Source organism: Thermosporothrix hazakensis, from assembly GCF_003253565.1.
In the GTDB taxonomy this organism is placed as follows: domain Bacteria; phylum Chloroflexota; class Ktedonobacteria; order Ktedonobacterales; family Ktedonobacteraceae; genus Thermosporothrix; species Thermosporothrix hazakensis.
In genome coordinates this window covers 168,861-186,430 of sequence record NZ_QKUF01000011.1, presented here as the reverse complement: position 1 = coordinate 186,430, position 17,570 = coordinate 168,861, and the positions used below count along the sequence as shown (strand labels likewise).

The 17,570-nt window shown below is 52.1% G+C and carries 11 protein-coding genes; 5 read left to right on the top strand and 6 right to left on the bottom strand.

Annotated features, from left to right (window positions below; translation table 11 throughout):
* The first annotated feature begins 53 nt into the window (after window positions 1–53).
* Entirely contained in the window at window positions 54–341 is a 288-nt protein-coding gene (locus EI42_RS16940; RefSeq protein ID WP_211326220.1) for a hypothetical protein, read from the top strand.
* Here EI42_RS16940 and EI42_RS32625 read toward each other — a convergent pair.
* The 3 genes from EI42_RS32625 to EI42_RS16925 are packed head-to-tail and all read right to left on the bottom strand — an operon-like array spanning window position 338 to window position 6,269.
* Complete coding sequence (locus EI42_RS32625) at window positions 338–1,558, bottom strand: hypothetical protein (RefSeq protein WP_170142700.1); 1,221 nt, start codon at window positions 1,556–1,558, stop codon at window positions 338–340. The genes EI42_RS16940 and EI42_RS32625 overlap by 4 nt on opposite strands.
* Window positions 1,559–1,560: 2 nt before the next feature.
* Window positions 1,561–4,575, bottom strand: coding sequence for a DEAD/DEAH box helicase (locus tag EI42_RS16930; RefSeq protein ID WP_111323804.1), 3,015 nt, complete (start codon window positions 4,573–4,575; stop codon window positions 1,561–1,563).
* Between the two features lie 8 nt (window positions 4,576–4,583).
* On the bottom strand, window positions 4,584–6,269 hold the full coding sequence (locus tag EI42_RS16925) for a caspase family protein (RefSeq protein WP_111323803.1): 1,686 nt from the start codon (window positions 6,267–6,269) through the stop codon (window positions 4,584–4,586).
* 515 nt (window positions 6,270–6,784) lie between these two features.
* On the opposite strand from EI42_RS16925, the gene EI42_RS33345 reads away from it, so the two are divergent.
* The 4 genes from EI42_RS33345 to EI42_RS16910 all read left to right on the top strand — a co-directional run bounded on the left by EI42_RS33345 (window position 6,785) and on the right by EI42_RS16910 (window position 12,127).
* Entirely contained in the window at window positions 6,785–6,931 is a 147-nt protein-coding gene (locus EI42_RS33345) for a hypothetical protein (protein WP_211326219.1), read from the top strand.
* Window positions 6,932–7,606: 675 nt separating this feature from the next.
* Window positions 7,607–8,263 (top strand): nucleotide exchange factor GrpE, encoded by a 657-nt coding sequence (gene grpE / locus EI42_RS16920; protein WP_111323802.1) that lies wholly within the window; start codon window positions 7,607–7,609, stop codon window positions 8,261–8,263.
* Window positions 8,264–8,323: 60 nt separating this feature from the next.
* The gene (locus EI42_RS16915) at window positions 8,324–9,985 is read left to right on the top strand and encodes an Hsp70 family protein (protein ID WP_170142699.1); all 1,662 of its coding nucleotides are present in this window, start codon (window positions 8,324–8,326) and stop codon (window positions 9,983–9,985) included.
* 75 nt (window positions 9,986–10,060) lie between these two features.
* Complete coding sequence (locus EI42_RS16910; protein WP_170142698.1) at window positions 10,061–12,127, top strand: Hsp70 family protein; 2,067 nt, start codon at window positions 10,061–10,063, stop codon at window positions 12,125–12,127.
* Between the two features lie 111 nt (window positions 12,128–12,238).
* On the opposite strand, the gene EI42_RS16905 is transcribed toward EI42_RS16910, so the two are convergent.
* Genes EI42_RS16905 through EI42_RS16895 form a run of 3 tightly spaced genes read right to left on the bottom strand, consistent with a single transcriptional unit; the run spans window position 12,239 to window position 17,537 of the window.
* Window positions 12,239–13,018 (bottom strand): hypothetical protein, encoded by a 780-nt coding sequence (locus tag EI42_RS16905; protein WP_111323799.1) that lies wholly within the window; start codon window positions 13,016–13,018, stop codon window positions 12,239–12,241.
* A gap of 30 nt (window positions 13,019–13,048) precedes the next feature.
* On the bottom strand, window positions 13,049–14,347 hold the full coding sequence (locus EI42_RS16900; protein ID WP_111323798.1) for a hypothetical protein: 1,299 nt from the start codon (window positions 14,345–14,347) through the stop codon (window positions 13,049–13,051).
* 16 nt (window positions 14,348–14,363) lie between these two features.
* The gene (locus EI42_RS16895) at window positions 14,364–17,537 is read right to left on the bottom strand and encodes a GAP1-N2 domain-containing protein (RefSeq protein WP_111323797.1); all 3,174 of its coding nucleotides are present in this window, start codon (window positions 17,535–17,537) and stop codon (window positions 14,364–14,366) included.
* Window positions 17,538–17,570 lie beyond the last annotated feature (33 nt).

Below are 17,570 nucleotides of genomic sequence, written 5' to 3'. Positions count from 1 at the left end.
GCAAGAGATATATACTAAAAACTGATGTTGACCTGTTTTTCTAGCAAAGCACTGTGAGGCATGCCATGTACGACCCTGATCATTTTGAGGAAGAGGAAGAAGCCCTCTTCGCCAGCACTGACTTCACCAAACCTCAGCCACCAAAAGGCTTGAGGCTCGTTCCAACTTTCCTGGTGAGTGACTTCATCGCCTGGCTGGACACCACGTATCCAGAGATCAAAAGTATTCATGACCTCAATGAGTACAACATTGAGCAGTTGATAGCTGCCTATGAGTACGCGATCAATGCAAATACCGATTACACCGGCGAGGAATGGCTGCGCAGCTTGCAACGGCTCTAGAAAGCAGCATCAGGCTGTTTCTCTTCTCGCCTTGATAGCAGCTTTTGCAGCAACTTCACACCATCACCCTGTTTTTGCAGCCAGACACGCAACTCATCCAGTTTTACCGGTTGCACATCGAGCAACTGTGACCAGCGCTGAAGCAGCTCTTCCATGTAGGTGCAATCCAGCGTTTTCTTCTTTAAGAGTTGCATCGCTCGCTCAAAGATCGCCCGGCGTCGAAACGCTTCATTGTGACACCAGAGTTGCAAGAAGTAGCCCCGCTCTTTGTGAAAGGAGCCAATCGAGCGAAATGAAAACGTCGAAGAGCGAAACAGGGAATCCGGAAGCACCACACGCCATATCCCCTCAGGCGTCTGGCGTGGAGTGAGATAGGCCAGATCCTTGCTGATGAGCCAGCGCGTCCACAATTCGGCCAGCTTCGTTTCATGCTGCATCGCATGGAAGCTACGTCGTATTCTCTCGGTTTCATTCACCAGACGTTCAAAAAACGGGTCTCGCAGCTCTTTGACATGGGTATAGGCCAGATAGTACGACACGGCACGCCGCCTCGTCTCGATAATATACATCGGGAGATAGGCCAGTGTATTGCTGATGGCAGTCACACTGTGGATTGTGGAAGGCAGATTATACCGCCCACGATCAGGGTGGTGTTCCAGATCAGTCAACGCCTGCGCATCCCACGTAACGGGAAGCGAGAGCCGATAGAAGCGAAAGCCAATCGTAGAACCAGAGGCGAGCTGTCCAGCCTCTCTATCCGTCAGAATGCGCAGCTTGTTCGTATAGTGCTCCTGAAGCAACGGGCGAGAGCAGATTCCATCAAAATACAGATATTGGCTTTTCTGCTGCCTGACTCGTTTCATGCCACTGCAAAAAGACTGAATGCCAGTCTCCGTTAAGATCCAGCGCCCACCCTCTACCTGCTTCACATGCTGAATCGTTTCAAGAAAGCGCAGGATCTTCAGCACGAGAGCAGAACTGAGGCCAAAGAAAGCAACCAGCTCTTCCACCGTCTGAAGCCGCGCCTCATACAGCCCTCTCACAAGAAAGCGCTCGATCAGAGCGTAGGGGCGCTTCTCATCTTCCTGTGCCGCAATCTCGACCATCCAGAGCGGGTAGAGCAGCCCGAAGGCGCGCACCGGTATGCCATCCATTTCCCGTAATGCATGTTCAATAGCGCGATCAATCTGATAGGGAAATGCTGCTTTTTGTTCCATTCCTACGGCCTCCTGTCCCGGATACGCTGTACGCATTGGTCGTATGAAAGCACTTCGCCATGGAGTTGTGCATGCTGATAAAACGCGTTCATCAACACCCGGAATGGCTCATTTGTCGCACGCCTCAACGTGGAGAAATCTCCGACCACAATAAGCTGCTCCTTCGCACGCGTCAGCGCGACATTGAGCCTGCGAAGCTCGGCCAGAAAACCGACGCGCCCCTGTGGGTTACTCCGTGTGAAGCCATAAATCACCTTCTCACACTCGCTTCCCTGAAAGGCATCAACCGTCGAGACGCGCTCTTCCCAGGGCAGCGCTGGTGCTTGCAACTGCCGCTGAAGCAGCTCGACGATACACTGCACCTGGGCCCGATATGGCACAATTACGATCCACGGCGTATTGCTTCGCTCATAGCAGCTCACCAGCGCCGCGATAATTCTGGCCTCAAGCAGATTGCTATAGCCCTCCCCTCCCCAATCCTCAGATTGAGTCCTGGACAGCTCACGCAGCCCCTTCAGTGCCTCCGTGGTCGTATCAATGACAGCAAGCGGGCGAGAAAACAGCGGATCGTCATGTGCAGCCCCGATGACTTTTTCACGCCGGGTCGTATACAACTTCCCTTCATAAAAATGCCGCGATGCGAAATCAGCGATGACTTGCGGCATGCGAAATTGATCTGTCAGGCGCACGAGGTGTCCATTTTGCTCGGCATCAGAGAACAACAGCTCGAAGGCGCTTTTTGTTACGATCTGCCTGATCATCTGCTGATCCATATGAGAAGGGAACTCCTCCGGCTCCTCTTGCTGCTCAAGTCCTTTCAGCCATTCCTGTGCTTCATTGCTCACAAATGGCGGTAGCTGTTGATGATCACCCACCAGCACAGCGCGGTTCGCACGCGCCAGAGGAACAAGCAAATCCGTCAAACAGATCTGCCCGGCCTCATCCACAATGGCAACATCAAAGTCGAGATCCTCAAGCTTCTCGCGCGCCGCAACCCCGATACAGGTCGCCCCGATCACATCTGCATAGTGGATCAGTTCAGGTTCCAGTTGGGCGTGTGGCTGCTCCAAATGAGCGCGCCAGTCACGGAGCAACTTCGCTCGACGGCTGAAAAGCTCATAATACTGGTCGTACCAGGCAATATACTGCTGTATTGTTGATGAGGTTATCTCTTGTGGCATCTCTTCCGACACCATTCGATCGATGGTCCCATGCAACAAGCGTATGTTTCTTGTTCCTTTCTGCACTATCTCCGAATATATTTTCTCTATCTCCTGCATTTCCTCAAAAGCCGTGCGATATTCGCTATCTTCCCATAGTGCTTGCTGGAACTGCGCCAGTAGCTTGAGATATTCCTGCTGGAGGTCCTCATGTGCCGCTCTCGTCTCCTCATACTGAAGCTCTGTCGTGGCCAGCCGTTGCTGGCTGAGATTGACCAGCCAGACAAACAACCAGCCAAGCAGAAACAGGTGGATCCGCGCCGCGTATTGTTCCTCCGCCTGTTGGATCCGCTCTCGTCTCCGATCCAGCTTCTCCAACCGATGCTTGTATTTCTGTAGTTGCTTCTCGGTTGCCTCTAATTCCTCCTGAAATGGAAGTCCCACGCGATGCATCACGTTTTGCAGATGTTCCTGTGCGTCGAGCGCCTTTTGCTCATAGTGCTCCAACTGCTCGGCATACTGAAGCGCCTCATTACGCCAGTGGGTAATCTCAGCCTCGTACTTCAAAAAGCAGGAGAGATCAGCAAACAGTGGCGCTGTCTGTTTCAGAATTTCCGCCTGCATGGTTTTGGCCTTCGCATTGAGCAGCAAATGCTGTGTCTCGGCAGAGACGCGGTCCTCATGCCCCAGACGCACAACTTCAAGCGAGGCAGGCAAGCGACTCAGCACATTATCAACAGCCTTATGAGTGCGAGCAGCAACCAGCACCCGGGCTCTGGCCCTGGTACAATGGTATTGAATTATTTCGGTGATTGTGTGCGTTTTGCCCGTCCCAGGAGGACCGAGCACAAGAAGGATGTCGGGAACAGTCAGCGCCATTTGAAAAGCGACACCCTGTCCGGGATTCAGCTTCTTCGGATACTCAATTTGAGCCGGCTTGCAGGGCTGATACCGACGATGCACCAGCACATCGAGCAAATGCCGATTCCTGGCGGTCTGCTCCCTAAACATCTCGACGGCATTGCTCTGCGCACGAAAAATGCTGCGGTTCGGCACAATCTCAAATTCCCCCTGTGCGGGGATCCGTTCCCGGTTTATCGTCGTCTCAAACTTGAGCTTCAAGCGCTTGCCTTGAAGGGAGAGCACGCGCCCGCGCAGGTCAGGCACGCCCTTGATGCACAAGAGATAGCGTTCCTGCCAGATCTCAACAGGGTTGAGCAGGTGAAATTCGTAGATATCGTGCGCACCGCTCCGTTTCCCATCGGTCGAGGTCCATTTGACGTAGGAAATGCTCGAGGAGAGCGCGTATCTTGCCTGCTCCAGTTCATAAGTCCTTTCGATGATCGAAGAGAGAGCATCAAGATACCGCTGTTGGACAACACTGAGCGCTTCCCGGGGCTGCTGGTCTGTGCGCTGCCTCTGCCTGTCTCTCTCAAGCTCCTGCCATGCGCGCCAAATCTGCTCTTTGCAGTTGGTGCTTCCGGGAGGGAAGTGGATCAACTGCTCATACAACCGAAGCCGGGCCCCTCGAAGCAGCAGCACCCCATCCGCCAGCTTATCATAGGTGGGCAGGTCAATCGGCTCCATATGAGAGAGAATATAGCCATCCCCTTGCAGGCTTGGATAGAGCCCCACATAATAATCTGAGCCATATAGACGCAGCTCTTGCCCGCTTTCCCGCACATGGATGCTTGCCGGAATCCCCTGATCCCGGGCTCTCGCGTTCAACTCAGCAATTGCATCCCTGTCCGAAGGGAAATAGGGGAAACGCTCGTGCTGCTTCTGCCAGCGCACAAGCCAGTTTTTCGCAGGTGCAAGCGCAAGCTGAGTAGCAGCAAGAACACATAATCTGTTCATCGCTCTGCTCACCTCTTTGCTAACGTGCTTCTCAGTGCGGCAGCAAACCCTCCGATGGTACGCCAGCGATCCTTTGGCAATGGCGCAACCGCCCTCTGAATCGCCGGCACATACGAAGCTGGCAACACACTCATTGCCGCACTGGAGGTTGAGAACGGCTGCCCGGTTATCAGCGTATACAGAATTACCCCCAGTTGATAGATATCTGTCCGCAGCCCCGGTAAAGCGTATCCTAACGCGCTATAGCGCTGCTCTGGCGCCCTGATGGGCACCACCTCTTTCCCGGCACGAGGCCATTGTGCGGCAAGCCCAAAGTCACGCAGAACCGGGCGCTTCGTGTCACCATGCAGCAAAATGATAGTATCGGCGGTCAATGCCCGATGAGAACAGAGCTGATCGTGCAGGCGCGCCAGCATCTCGCAGATCGAGAGCATGCATCGCACCAGCGCAGTCGTCTCTAACAGTGTCAGTGACCCGCCCGAGCGCTCAAAAAGCTCCCTCAGCGTGGGACCAGTCCATGCCTCATACACCAGAGTGGGCGAACGCGAAGCGTCAAGGACCCCCTCTTCCAGCACCACACGCGGGAACTCCCGAAATTGTGCAAGCCGTTGCGCAAGACGCCATTCTTTCCTGACAATCTCCGCAAAAGAATTTGAAGCCTTTGTTTCCTCAAAAATAACTGCTTGCTTAAGAGTAACTCTATTTCCCGACTTCTTATGGAGAGCCCGCGCAGTCCGCAGCACCGCACTCTCATCAGGAGCGGCCTGTTCCTGAACCGTCTTCGGATCCAGCACATAGGACTCACCACGCACAAGCACAGACTCGCATTCCTTCCAGGAGGTCGGAGGGGCAGGCACAGAGCCTGGCGTTGCCGGTTCAGCCTCAGTTGATCGCGCCTTCGGTACATGCTCATTCCGGTAATAGGTCACAATCATATCGCCGCATCCGCTAAGCTGGATGGTCGGCGTCTGCACCTCGTTGTTGTGCTCAGACCACGCCGCCAGACGATTGGTCACATGCTCGTTAATGTCGGTTACCGTCACGAAGCCCTTTCCCTCACGATCCGCCTTCCCTTGCAGGGCCTCGATCAGAAAATAGGTATAGACGCTACACTGTTTCTCCTCCCAGACAAAGCTTCGTTGATGTTGTCCACATGAGGCCAGCACAGCCATCCCCTGCGCCCGCTCAAAAACACGCTTGATAAACTTCGGATGCAACCCCTTCGCAGCCTTGCTCAAGAGTTTCACCCCCGCATGACAGGCATCGAGAATCATCAGCTTTGCTTTTGCTCGCGATGCTTTGAGGATATCTTCGAGCTGTGCGACTGGAACTGCCGTCTCGCTCAAGCGATTCTGCACGCTATCAGAAGTGATTAGATAGCCCTCATCATTTTCGAGATCACCATGTCCACTATAGTAGAAAAGGAGGAGATCATTTTCCTCGGCCTGTTCCGCGACACGCTTGACACAGGTCAGGATCGCCTCACGAGTTGGTGAGCGCTTTCCCGCATCGACCAGTGTTACAATACTTTTCTCGGTAAATCCGCTTCCATTCTCATAGAGCTGGCTCGCGATCTTGCCCACGTCGGTAACACAGACAGGCAATGCGTCATATTTAGACTCCTGATAGCGCCCGACGCCGACCAGGACCGCCCACCGCTTCCCGGTACCAAGCAACTGGTTGTTCGCAGACAATTGCTTTCCCTCCCGCTGTGAAGCATCGCCTCCTCACAGAGATTAGCAAATGGCACTCCGACTTTCTCCATTGAAAAGAGGTGCAATGCATACATAATCTGTGTCCGCTCTTTTCGGCTCTCCGGGTCATCACCAAATTTGAGAGCGTTTTCACGGTTCTCTCTCAACCTTGTTGCAAGAATATAGTATTCATCAGGTATTTGTGTATATCTTTCTTGCAATAGTTCGTTTAAGCGCCGGATGCCCTCTTCTGGACGAAAGCTCATGATACTCCTCCTGGCATAAGAGCGCATTCAGAAAGCATTCGTTAGCTGCTTGATACCTTCAAAAGGAAAGAAAAGAATATCTAACATTCATCGTAACCATATATCTCCTTTATAATATGCAATGTATCATATTTCATTCCAGGAGTACAATATATATATTGTGGAATATTCGTTCTATTGACATTCTACCTCTTTTTAGGAGCGCCTATCTTTTTCTCTATATAAAATAATGGAACATGAATAGAAGGAATGAAACAAACATCTGGCAACAACAAGCTACCTTCCAGATATAACTGGCAACACCTGAAATATCCGCTAGAGACCTTTTGCCTCGGTGTCAGCCTACGAAATGCCAGTATGCCAATCACATCATCAAAGCATGAACAGCTTGCATAGAGAGAATGTACCGTTAAGATTTGATGCAACATCTTTTTTCTTCAGAATATCTCGATGCAGGAGAAGAGAAAGCAGACCTTTTTCTAAAGAAGACTCCTTCTTCCCTCTACACATTTCTCCCTTCCTTCTTTACTTTCTCCTTTTCTTTCCTTATAATAGGGAAGAAATACAGAACATACGTTTCTACAAACTTTTTCAGGAGTAGATCGGCATGAGCACTGCTGCTTTTCTCAGAAGACCGATCAGCAACGACAGGCCTACCTGCACAAATACTGGAAGCGAGCAAGCATGAAAACCCTCTAACACCATCCGCCGAGTCGCTACATACAACAGGAGGATAACCTTCCAATAGGGCGTGATGCGGCTCTACATCGCGACTCACCCATCACCGCATTCTTCTCATAACACTTCCTGTTTTATTTGGATTAGGAAATCTATACAAAATAAGCAAGATATATTGACAGTATCGTTATGCAGGAATATACTAATAAATAGTGGTCAAGACCCATCTGCCAGCAGAGAGCCTGATAATACCAGCGTGTCTACATCACAGGAAATTCAAAGAGGTTCTCCTATCATCTTTTCTATAACATGTTTCTCGCTCTTTTTCAGAGAGATCCTATCCCGTTGATAAAGCGGCAATAGCCAAACAAGCATGTAGAGGACGTAATTTGTATGGAAGAAATTGACGAGAAGTCCTATGTCTCCGAAACACCGCACAGCCCGGACGAGAGCGCCGATTTCAAAACGCAGGAACCCCAACCAGATGAACCCAATCCCGGAGTGACCCCGGAGGACAATCAGGCTCCCGCCGCTCTGGCCGAGCACGTTCTTGCTCAGTTGCGCGACCTTCAGACGGAGATGCAAGGGCTCAGGAGAGACTTCGATACCAAGCTGAAATATGATGCCAGTAAAGGTCAGTTGATCGACAGCCTCCACAGCGAGTTACAGGATTATCGGGCCGGCCTGCATTTTAAAATTCTCCGCCCGCTTTTGCTCGACCTGATCGCTATGTACGATGACCTCTCCAGGCTGCTCGAAAGCCCGAATGTCCAGCAGGAACACGAGAGCGCTCTTCCTCTCTTTCACTCCTTCCTGGAATCCACCGAGGAGATTCTGCATCGGAATGGGGTTGAATCCTTCCAGCTCGATGAGCCGACGTTCGTCGCAAGCAAGCAGCGGGTCGTGAAAGTCATTCCCACTGCGGACCCTTCGCTCGATAAGCATATTGCACGCAGGGTGCGCAAAGGGTTCCTTTATGAAGAAAAAGTATTACGTCCTGAAATGGTAGATACGTACAAATTTGATGCATCCCTGCACACAGAAGGATAGCACGCACATGCCAGCACTGTGGGTAGCAAGAGGGTCACACAAGAAATAAGGAGAGAGTTTGTGAAGGGTCAAGAGACAGTCTTTGGCATCGACTTAGGAACGACATATTCCTGTATCGCATATGTGGATGAGTACGGAAAAGCGGTGGTGATCCCGAATCGCGAGGGAGACCCTACAACGCCGTCAGTTGTCCAGTTCGCGGGAGGCGAACGCATCGTGGGAAAAGAGGCAAAGAACAGCGCTGTGCTGGCCCCCGGTGAAGTGGTTGAGATGGTGAAACGGCAAATGGGAGACCCCCACTGGCGCTTCATCCACGAAGGTATTGAGTATAGCCCCGAGGAAATCTCTTCCTATATATTACGGAAGCTGACAGATGACGCGTCCGAGTATCTCGGGCAGCCAGTGAAAGATGTCGTCATTACCTGCCCCGCCTATTTCGGTATTGCGCAGCGCGATGCAACCGCGAAAGCCGGTGAGCTTGCGGGCCTGAACGTGCGCGAGATCATTAACGAGCCGACCGCCGCTGCCATTATGTATGGCTTGCAGGAAGAAGATAATAAGACCGTCCTGGTCTATGACCTGGGCGGGGGCACGTTCGATGTGACGGTGATTGATATCAAAGACAGCGCAATCACGGTTATCGCCACGGGTGGCGACCACAATCTTGGTGGGCGCAACTGGGATGAAGCCATTGTGCAGTATCTTGCCGAGCAATGGAAGCAGCAGACCGGCTCTTCTGATGACCCGCTGAACTCTGAAGAAACCCTGCAAGATCTCTGGGGTAAGGCAGAAGATGCCAAGAAAACGCTCACCGCCCGCCAGGAAACAACGATTGCGATCGTGCATGCCGGACAACGTGAAAAGGTGGTTCTCTCGCGAGAGACATTCAATAATCTGACTGCCGATCTGCTTGAGCGCACCATTGACTTCACGAAAAGTTGCATGGATGAGGCCCGATCACGTGGGTATGGCCGCATTGACGAGATCCTCCTTGTTGGTGGCTCGACCCGTATGCCTCAGGTTGCACAACGGCTCACGGCTGAGTTCGATATTCATCAGCGCATCTTCGATCCTGATCAGGCAGTTGCCAAAGGGGCCGCGCTCTACGGCTATAAGCTGTTGCTCGGCGAGAAGATTAAGACCGCGATTGCCGATATGACGGGCACCGCCACCGAACAGGTCGACGTTGAGGCAGTCGATCAGACACTTGTGGATCAGGCAGTGCGTCAGGTCGCGGAGGAGCAGGGGCTTGTGCTGGGTTCCGCGAAAAAAGCACTGGACATGAAGGTGACCAACGTTGCAAGCCACAGCTTCGGCATTATCGCTACAGACCCTGCAACCAACCGAGAGGTCATCTCGAACATCGTGCTCGTCAATGACCCCCTGCCAGCGCACAAAACGCGTTCCTATCGAACCGCAGAGGCGAATCAAGAAACGGTCGAACTCCAGGTAATCGAAAACACATACTCAACGGCTGTGGTTAACGATCCCTCCCTTGGCGAGGAAATTGGCAACGCCGTCCTGAATCTCCCGTATGGCCTCCCCCAAGGAGCCCGTATTGACGTCACATTTGAGCTTCAGCGTGATGGACGCCTCCATATGACCGGGCGGCACCCGGATAGCAATTCCGTGATCGAGGTCGACATTCAGACCTCTCGCGGCATCTCAGAGGAGGAATTCCAGGAAGCGAAAAGCCGTGCAAAGAACGTGGTCATATCCTGAGCACAACCTTCAGAGGGTCGATGGCTGGCCCTCTGAAGCTGTCCGATTTCGATGAGTGAAGACAAGGGGGACACTTTGGGCGCATTTGTTGGCATTGATTTAGGAACCACCTACTCCGTCGTCGCGTACGTCAACCCGCAGGGACGACCGGAGATCATCCCGAATGAGTTTGGAAAGGCCACCGTTCCTTCAGTGGTCGCCTTCGATGCTCACGGATACCTCGTCGGCGACGAAGCGAAAGAGCGACAGGCAACCGGTGATCCCGAGGTCGTCTCGTTCTTTAAGCGCAGTATGGGCGACCCGTACGCGCTCTATACCTTCGCCGGTCAGGATTATACCCCGACGACGCTTTCGGCGCTGGTCTTGAAACACCTGAAAGCGCAGGCAGAAAAACACCTCGGAGAGACAGTGACTGATGCTGTGATTACAGTCCCTGCGTACTTTACTCATAATCAACGGAAAGCAACCATTGAGGCTGGTGAGCAAGCAGGCCTTCATGTCCTGAAGGTCATCAGTGAGCCGACGGCTGCCGCGCTGGCTTATGGCTTACGTCCGGGCTCGGCGCAGCGAGAACAGCGGGTGCTGGTCTATGATCTGGGCGGTGGAACGTTTGACATCTCGCTCATCTCGATCTCAGCCAACGATCTGACCGTCTTAGCAACCGAGGGAGATCACAATCTTGGCGGCAAGGACTGGGACGACCGCCTGATTGCCTATCTGGAAGAGCAGTTCGTGCAGGAATTCGACAGCGAGTTCGTCGGCGATGATATCAATGAATTGCGCGTGCAGGCCGAGAAATTGAAGCATGCACTCTCTGTGCGTCAGAGCGCCGATATTCGTGTGCACGCCTCCGGTCATACAGGAACCTATACCGTCACCCGAGAACTGTTCGAGCAGCTTACCAGCGATTTAATGGAGCGCACCAGGCTGTTAACCGAGCGCGTTCTGGCAGAGCAAAAGATGCAGTGGAGCGATCTGGCTGGCGTGCTCCCGGTCGGTGGCTCAACCCGCATGCCGATGGTCCACACCTTCATCAAGCAGATGTCGGGAAAGCCCGCAATGGGCGGCATCAACCCCGATGAGGCGGTAGCACTTGGCGCAGCGATTCAGGCTACGATGGAGATGGAGCAGCAGAACCAGACGGTGTACCTGCTCTCTGGCCGCAAACGCACCACCGACGTGATCGCTCACAGTCTGGGCATGATCGCCGTCAGCGAGGATCGCTCACGCTACCTCAACAGTATCTTGATTCGGAAGAATCTGCCGATCCCCACAGCGCAGACGCGCCCCTACAAAATGAAGCTTCGGCGCTCCGGTGATACACAACTGGAGGTCTTCCTGACTCAGGGAGAGAGCGACGATCCCCAACAATGTGTCTATCTGGGACGCTATGTCTTCGATCAGTTCCCATCGGTGCCGGGTGACGAAGTCACGCTGGATATCAGCTATGCGTATGATAAAAACGGCGTGGTCAATGTGTCGGCGATCGAGCGTTCGACGAGGACTCCGCTCCGGCTGGACATTCAAGAGGTCCCCGCCGACGTTCCCGCGCGCTTCCTCGAATCTCCAGACGCCCATACAGCCGTCAACCACGAGCACCTGACGATCTATCTCGCGTTCGACCTTTCCGGCAGTATGAGTGGAACGCCCCTCAGAGAGGCCCAGAGGGCTGCGGAGGCCTTTGTTCAGCAGTGCGATTTAACAACCACCTCCATCGGCTTGATCTCCTTTTCCGACACGGTGCTTGTCGAGCTTAACGCTACCCAGGATGAACGCCAGCTCTATCGTGCGATCCGCAACCTGCAAATTGGCCGCACTGGCTATTCTAACAAGGCTCACCCCTTCAAACACATCTACAGGCTCTTGAAAGATGTACGCGGGCTCCGCTATGCCATCGTGCTGGCTGACGGCGTCTGGCTACACCAGCAGGCCGCGATACGGGAAGCGAAGCGTTGCCACAAAGAGCAGATAGAGGTGATCGCCGTCGGCTTTGGAGCCGCCGACGAGGCATTCCTGCAAGCAATCGCCTCTTCGACAGAACAGAGCCTCTTTACCGATCTCAACAGCCTGACGGAAACCTTCAGTACTATTGCTCAGGAAATCACAGAGAAACGCTCAGGCGGAAGCAGCCTGTACCTCTAAATGTCCGGTGGAGTCCGTCGTTGTGTGGACTCCACGCTCTCCGCACGCGTTGAGACGCATTCCCTTACAGGAAGCAGCCACTCGACTGCTTCCTGTTTTGCCGGCACCCGATCACCGATTGAAGAGGAAGACGTGCACCTCAACATCGTCGGCGGACGAGTTTAAGTTGTAGAGCTCCCGATAGGAGGTCGCATTCTTCATCGGCGCGAAATTCTCTCGTCCCAGAGAAAGCAGCACGTCATACATTTTCCTGCTGATACTCTGGGCCCTCGCTATGTCCCCGACCTCAGGAGCACCGCCATACGCAATGACCAGTCCGACCCGGTGATGAAGCGCCTGGATCTTCGTGCGTGCCTGCCGTTTGACGTCATTGATCACGCTCGAAGAGCCGTTCAGAAACCCATCGATGTCACTCAAATGCACATGGAATACCTGATAATGAAGGTCCAGCATAACCGGCGATAACGCGCACTTCCAGAAAACGGTAACCGGCTGCGCACTGCGAGATCCCTTAAAGGTAAAGGAGCCCGTCTGACAGGGAATATGATCAATGGTTATCTTCGCCGTCTGCCCCGGAGAAAACGACCCTGAGCCGGGCGAGAAGGTAATAGCAGGGCTCATATCGTTGCTGCTCTCCCAGGTCATGTCTCCGATCGAGTCTATCGTTTCACTCAGCGAGACCGTACAGCGGTAGATATCATCTCCGCTTGGCTTGCAGTTCGGATTGCTCGGTTCCAGCACCGCGGGCGATACGGCAAGCTTCGGCGGCGGGATGATCTTTGGCGGAAGGCCGGGAATCGAGACTAGAAAGATGACCATCAGACCGAGCAGCAGATCAGCGAACAGCCAGCCGCTGAGCAGGACGGTATCCCGCGTCGCAAACTTATGCATGCAATTGTATCCTTTCTACAACAGACCCTGCTACGGATTGCTCGGGGCAATCCCTGCCAGACGGCGTACAATATCATGCATATTGATGTTTACCGCGCTGATCTCGTTGTTCCACTCTTCCAGGAGTTCTATGGTTCTGCCCATGCGTTCAGCGGCATCATAGATTCGGTTCGAGAGATCTTTTTGCTCTTCGTGCTCATCTCGCATCTTATCCAGATAATCAACATATCTCTTGTTGATCTCCTGAATGGTTTCGGCAAAATCGTCCGCTTGCTTGCTATTCTCCTGAAGCGTGGTCTCCAGTGTGCGCAGCGATTCCTGAAGATCCTTGCTCAACTGCTCATGTTGATCTGTAATCTGGGTCAGCGCCTTGATCTGTGCATCCAGCAACGAGATCACCTGCTGGCTATTGGTCGTCAGGATGCCTTGCTGTTGCGCTACCTGCTTGACCGGTTCAGAGAGCACCGTGATATCCCCTTGCAGGTGCTCTACAGCGCCCGTCAGGCTGGTAAGGGTGCTCTGAAGCTGGCTCACCGAGGTAGAGATACCGGTCATGCTGGTCTGCAACTCGCCCTTGAACGTGCTGAACAGCTTCGTCTCTTCCTCCTGTCTGGTCGCCAACTTCGCAAGTGCATCGCGCTCTTCCTGTATCTGTTTGACCAATTCACCCACCACTTGCTTAAATGAATCGATGGCTTGATCAAAGCGCGTCACAAAGTTGGTTGGTTGCGTCCAGTTTTTGGTAGTAAGACACAGACGCGCCCCGGCCAGTCCATGCATCAGCAGCCGCTCAAGTTTGTCTGCGTCCTCCTCCCTTTTCTGCCGACTCAACGAGGTGAGGTAAGCCGACACCACTGTGAGGATCACCACGCAGAACAGAATGATGAAATCAGCCGTGGCAATGGTCCCGAAAGCCTGTACTCCGTTCAGGCGCCCATCGAATCCCTGCTGCCAGAGCAGAATGAATGGGAGCGTGCTTTTCCGCTCATCTGCCTGTACCAGCTCTCCATACGCCGAAATAGCGCCCGAAATGCCGTACCATGTGATCATCAGTGGCACCAAAATGAGCACGTTTCGGATCATTTCAATCCAGCCCACAAAGCAGCCTTTCCCGCCATGCTCACGGAAATGGTGCACAATTGCAGGAATGTTTATGACCTGATGAATATCGCTGGCGGCCCAGGCATCGGAGTAACTGCCCCCGTCAACCGCATCAGCCAGCTCATTGAGCCGATCAGCCGCCAGTTCATCACTCTCTTTGACGATATTCGCAGCTTCTTCTAAATCGGCTCGTACAGCCTGTTTATCTAAGATATGAGGCGTAATCATTGCTTCTTACTCTCTCTTACAGGATTATATGACTATACCGCTGCTCAAGTGTTATAAATTGAGACCCATTATATTTATTCATTACCGCCTCAAAAAAGCGGAGGCGAAGAAAAAGATAAAGAACATCTTTGAGATCTGGATGTTCCACAGCAATAATTCCTCGGGCAGACCTTGAGGCTAGCCGCTTGATTTCTTTCTTTAGCTTGTTTTCTCGGAGGTTTTCATATTCTCCCTCAATCTTCAACTCGACCTCGTTCAGGTAAGATTCACGCAGCAGATCGTGATAAACTGCATTATGTACAGCAACTATCTGTCTTATCACCTTTTCCCGGTTATCCCTCAATCTATTCAAGCGTTTCTTTTCCTCATCCAGTAGTTTATACTCTTTTTTATTGTTTATCCTTGAGAGCTTCGTTTTTTCCTTCTCTATTTCTTTCAGCCGATACTCAATATAGATTTCTTTAAACTGCATTACCTTCTGTACCATTGCTTCATCAGCTTGGCCGGTAGTCATTCCCCGGGATTGTTGCATAGGTTGTGAGTTCACCGCCTGTGGTTGCTGCACGGGTTGCGAACTCATCGTTCCCGGTTGTTGCAGCGCCTGAGATTGAGCAGGCTGTTTTTTGTCGACGCGATCGGGTGAAATGGCTTTTATGGAGCCTGTCACCTTCTTGAAAATGTTCGTGTACCAGCGCTTTTCAGGCTGATTCTTCCTTTGTGCTTCTCGTACACGGCGATAACACTCGATAGCGGCTTTATCTCCACGAAACAGCTTGAGGATCTCAGCATCAAATTGCTGTAGATGGGTATCATCGAAGCGTAGCAACAAACATTCCATGATCGCTTCAACTTTTCTCCTGTACAGATCTGCATCTTTACTTACTTCTTGCGCATAGGTTGAAGCACATTGCGTAAATACCTGGAAACAACGTGACGTGACTTTTTCATGATAGTAATCTCCAAGATAGCTCGCTAAATTATAGAGCATATCATACTGTTTCCCTTTTCCAGTGATATATGGGGCAAAAGACTCAACGGCGATACTTAAACGAGCTTGCATTTCTGACGTGTCCATCTGGATCCCATACATGAGTATCCTATCATACAGCCAGGGTATATACTCTTTTTGTCCTAAGAGATTATATTTCTTATATAACTTGATATCCTCCGCAATTCTATGTTTCAACGCTTCCGTGCTTACTGTATTCCATCGCGGATTATCAACTACTTGAAATTCATTTAGCATCTGTATCAGCTTCGCGTTCGTGAGTTGACACAAGGTAAGGGTATTGAGAATTTCTCTGTCTTTTTCATCGGGATATCTCCAATGATACAAAAAGTTGCTATAGTATAAACAAAAGATGTTTTGTACTGATCGAAGACCTATAAACTGAAATAAAACGGTATCATGCTTTTTCACTACTTCTACAGCCTGCTCACCGGTAAGCCTTGCGCAACCTAACACCTCTTCCAGTTGCCGCTGATCGAGTGTGGGATCTTGTAAAATTGGAGTAAGGAAAAGATACTGATATTGAGGCGTTTTCTCCACAACATACTGAAAAAGGCGTAATACGGTTACGTGCTTCTCCGGTTGCGCCCAGAGCTCCCGTGTAGCCTGCAAAAACACAGGCGTATGTTCCATGATCAGGGTACCAAGAAGATTCGGGTATGAGAACGACGCTAGCAACTCCTTGAGCGTTACACACTGCCAGCTTTCAGGAAAACCACGCTTCAGAAACTCGTAAAAATCAATCCAATTGAAGGGCAGCCACGGTTTTATCTGATTGAGCGGAATATCCGTATGAAGATGCTTCCATCGCTGAAGCAGGTCGAGGCACGTTCCCCATCCGCAGTATTCCCGCGCCTGCAAACCATGCGCACTCAAGAAAGCAGAATGATGTTCCAAAAGCGCCCGCCACGGCTCTGCATTGCGTTCGGGAGGCGCAATGATGCCCAGCATCTGGAGTAACTGATACCAGTAAGCAGATGTACTGCGCCTCTCAAAGCATCTGCACGCATATCGCATGATATATCCAGCAAAATCATCAAGCGCGCCTTCCAATCTTTGTAAGCGCGCTTTACTGACGCCATACGACTGTTTCAGTTGCTTGATAAAAGTAGCAGGGTAACTTTGCCACCAGAGAGCGTCATTCAGCGCCTCTTGAAGCAGATATACCTGCATTTCCGGCAGCTTCAGATAGTAACTGGCAAGATCGATATCGCTGAGCACTTTCAACACATCATTGCGCGTCAGGCTCTTCTTCTCTATAGAAACCGCAACACGGACAAAGTCCAGAAAGGCTTTTTTGTCCTGAACCTGGCTCTCCTGGGCTGCCAGCAGGATCGCTTCAAAGCGCGAAATATCGCCCTTGCGGAAACAGTCCTTCACGAGGTTTGCATAATCCGTAGCCTCTCCCGGCGGCAGCACAACAGGCGGCTTCCAGCAATTGATAGCAAAGCCCGCCTCGCTTCGATAGGTTTGCGGAAAAGCGCGAGGGAGCTCTTCCGGTGTCGCCGCATCCGTGCCAATGATCAGCGCGGGCGACGCAGCAATATCGGTCTCGTAGGTACTGAACGTGAGGTCCTGCTGCAACAAGAACGGAAGGCTTTGGGTGAGCCCAAAAATAAGCGTTGCCACCTGCTCATCACGTGCCGCAATGTAGATCTTCTGCGACTCCTTCAACGAGAAAAAGGCATAGATGAGCGAGGGTAAATAGTCCACCACGTCAAGGATCCGCTCCTGCGTGAGCTCCCCTTGAGCCACTCCACTCAATTCCTCATCAAGCTGCGGAAGTTCGGTCGAGGTATGCCCCTCCGGCTCGGCTGTTTGCCAGAAAGGCGATCCCCAGAGCTCAATAATGGCATTGGCCGGAAAGGTCTCAGGAACTCCCGCAAGCAGATGACAAAAGAAGACGCCAGGCCGCCCGTAGCCATCTTTCCCCACATACGCTTTATGCACAATGATTCGCTGATTATCCGCATTCAGCCAGGCCAGACAGCGAGGAGTATTTGTCAGATCTGCATTATAATGATCCACACCCGGCGGAAGCTCATAGCGCAAATATTTATCTAATTGCCGGACATGCATGTCTCGCGTATTCGCAAGCCCGGCGGAAGCAGCCCTGATCTGAAAACCAGCCGCTCCACCCAGACCGATAGTTGACCATGTATACCATAATTGTTCAATCATAAGCATCTACTCTCTGGCTGAAGATAGAAACAC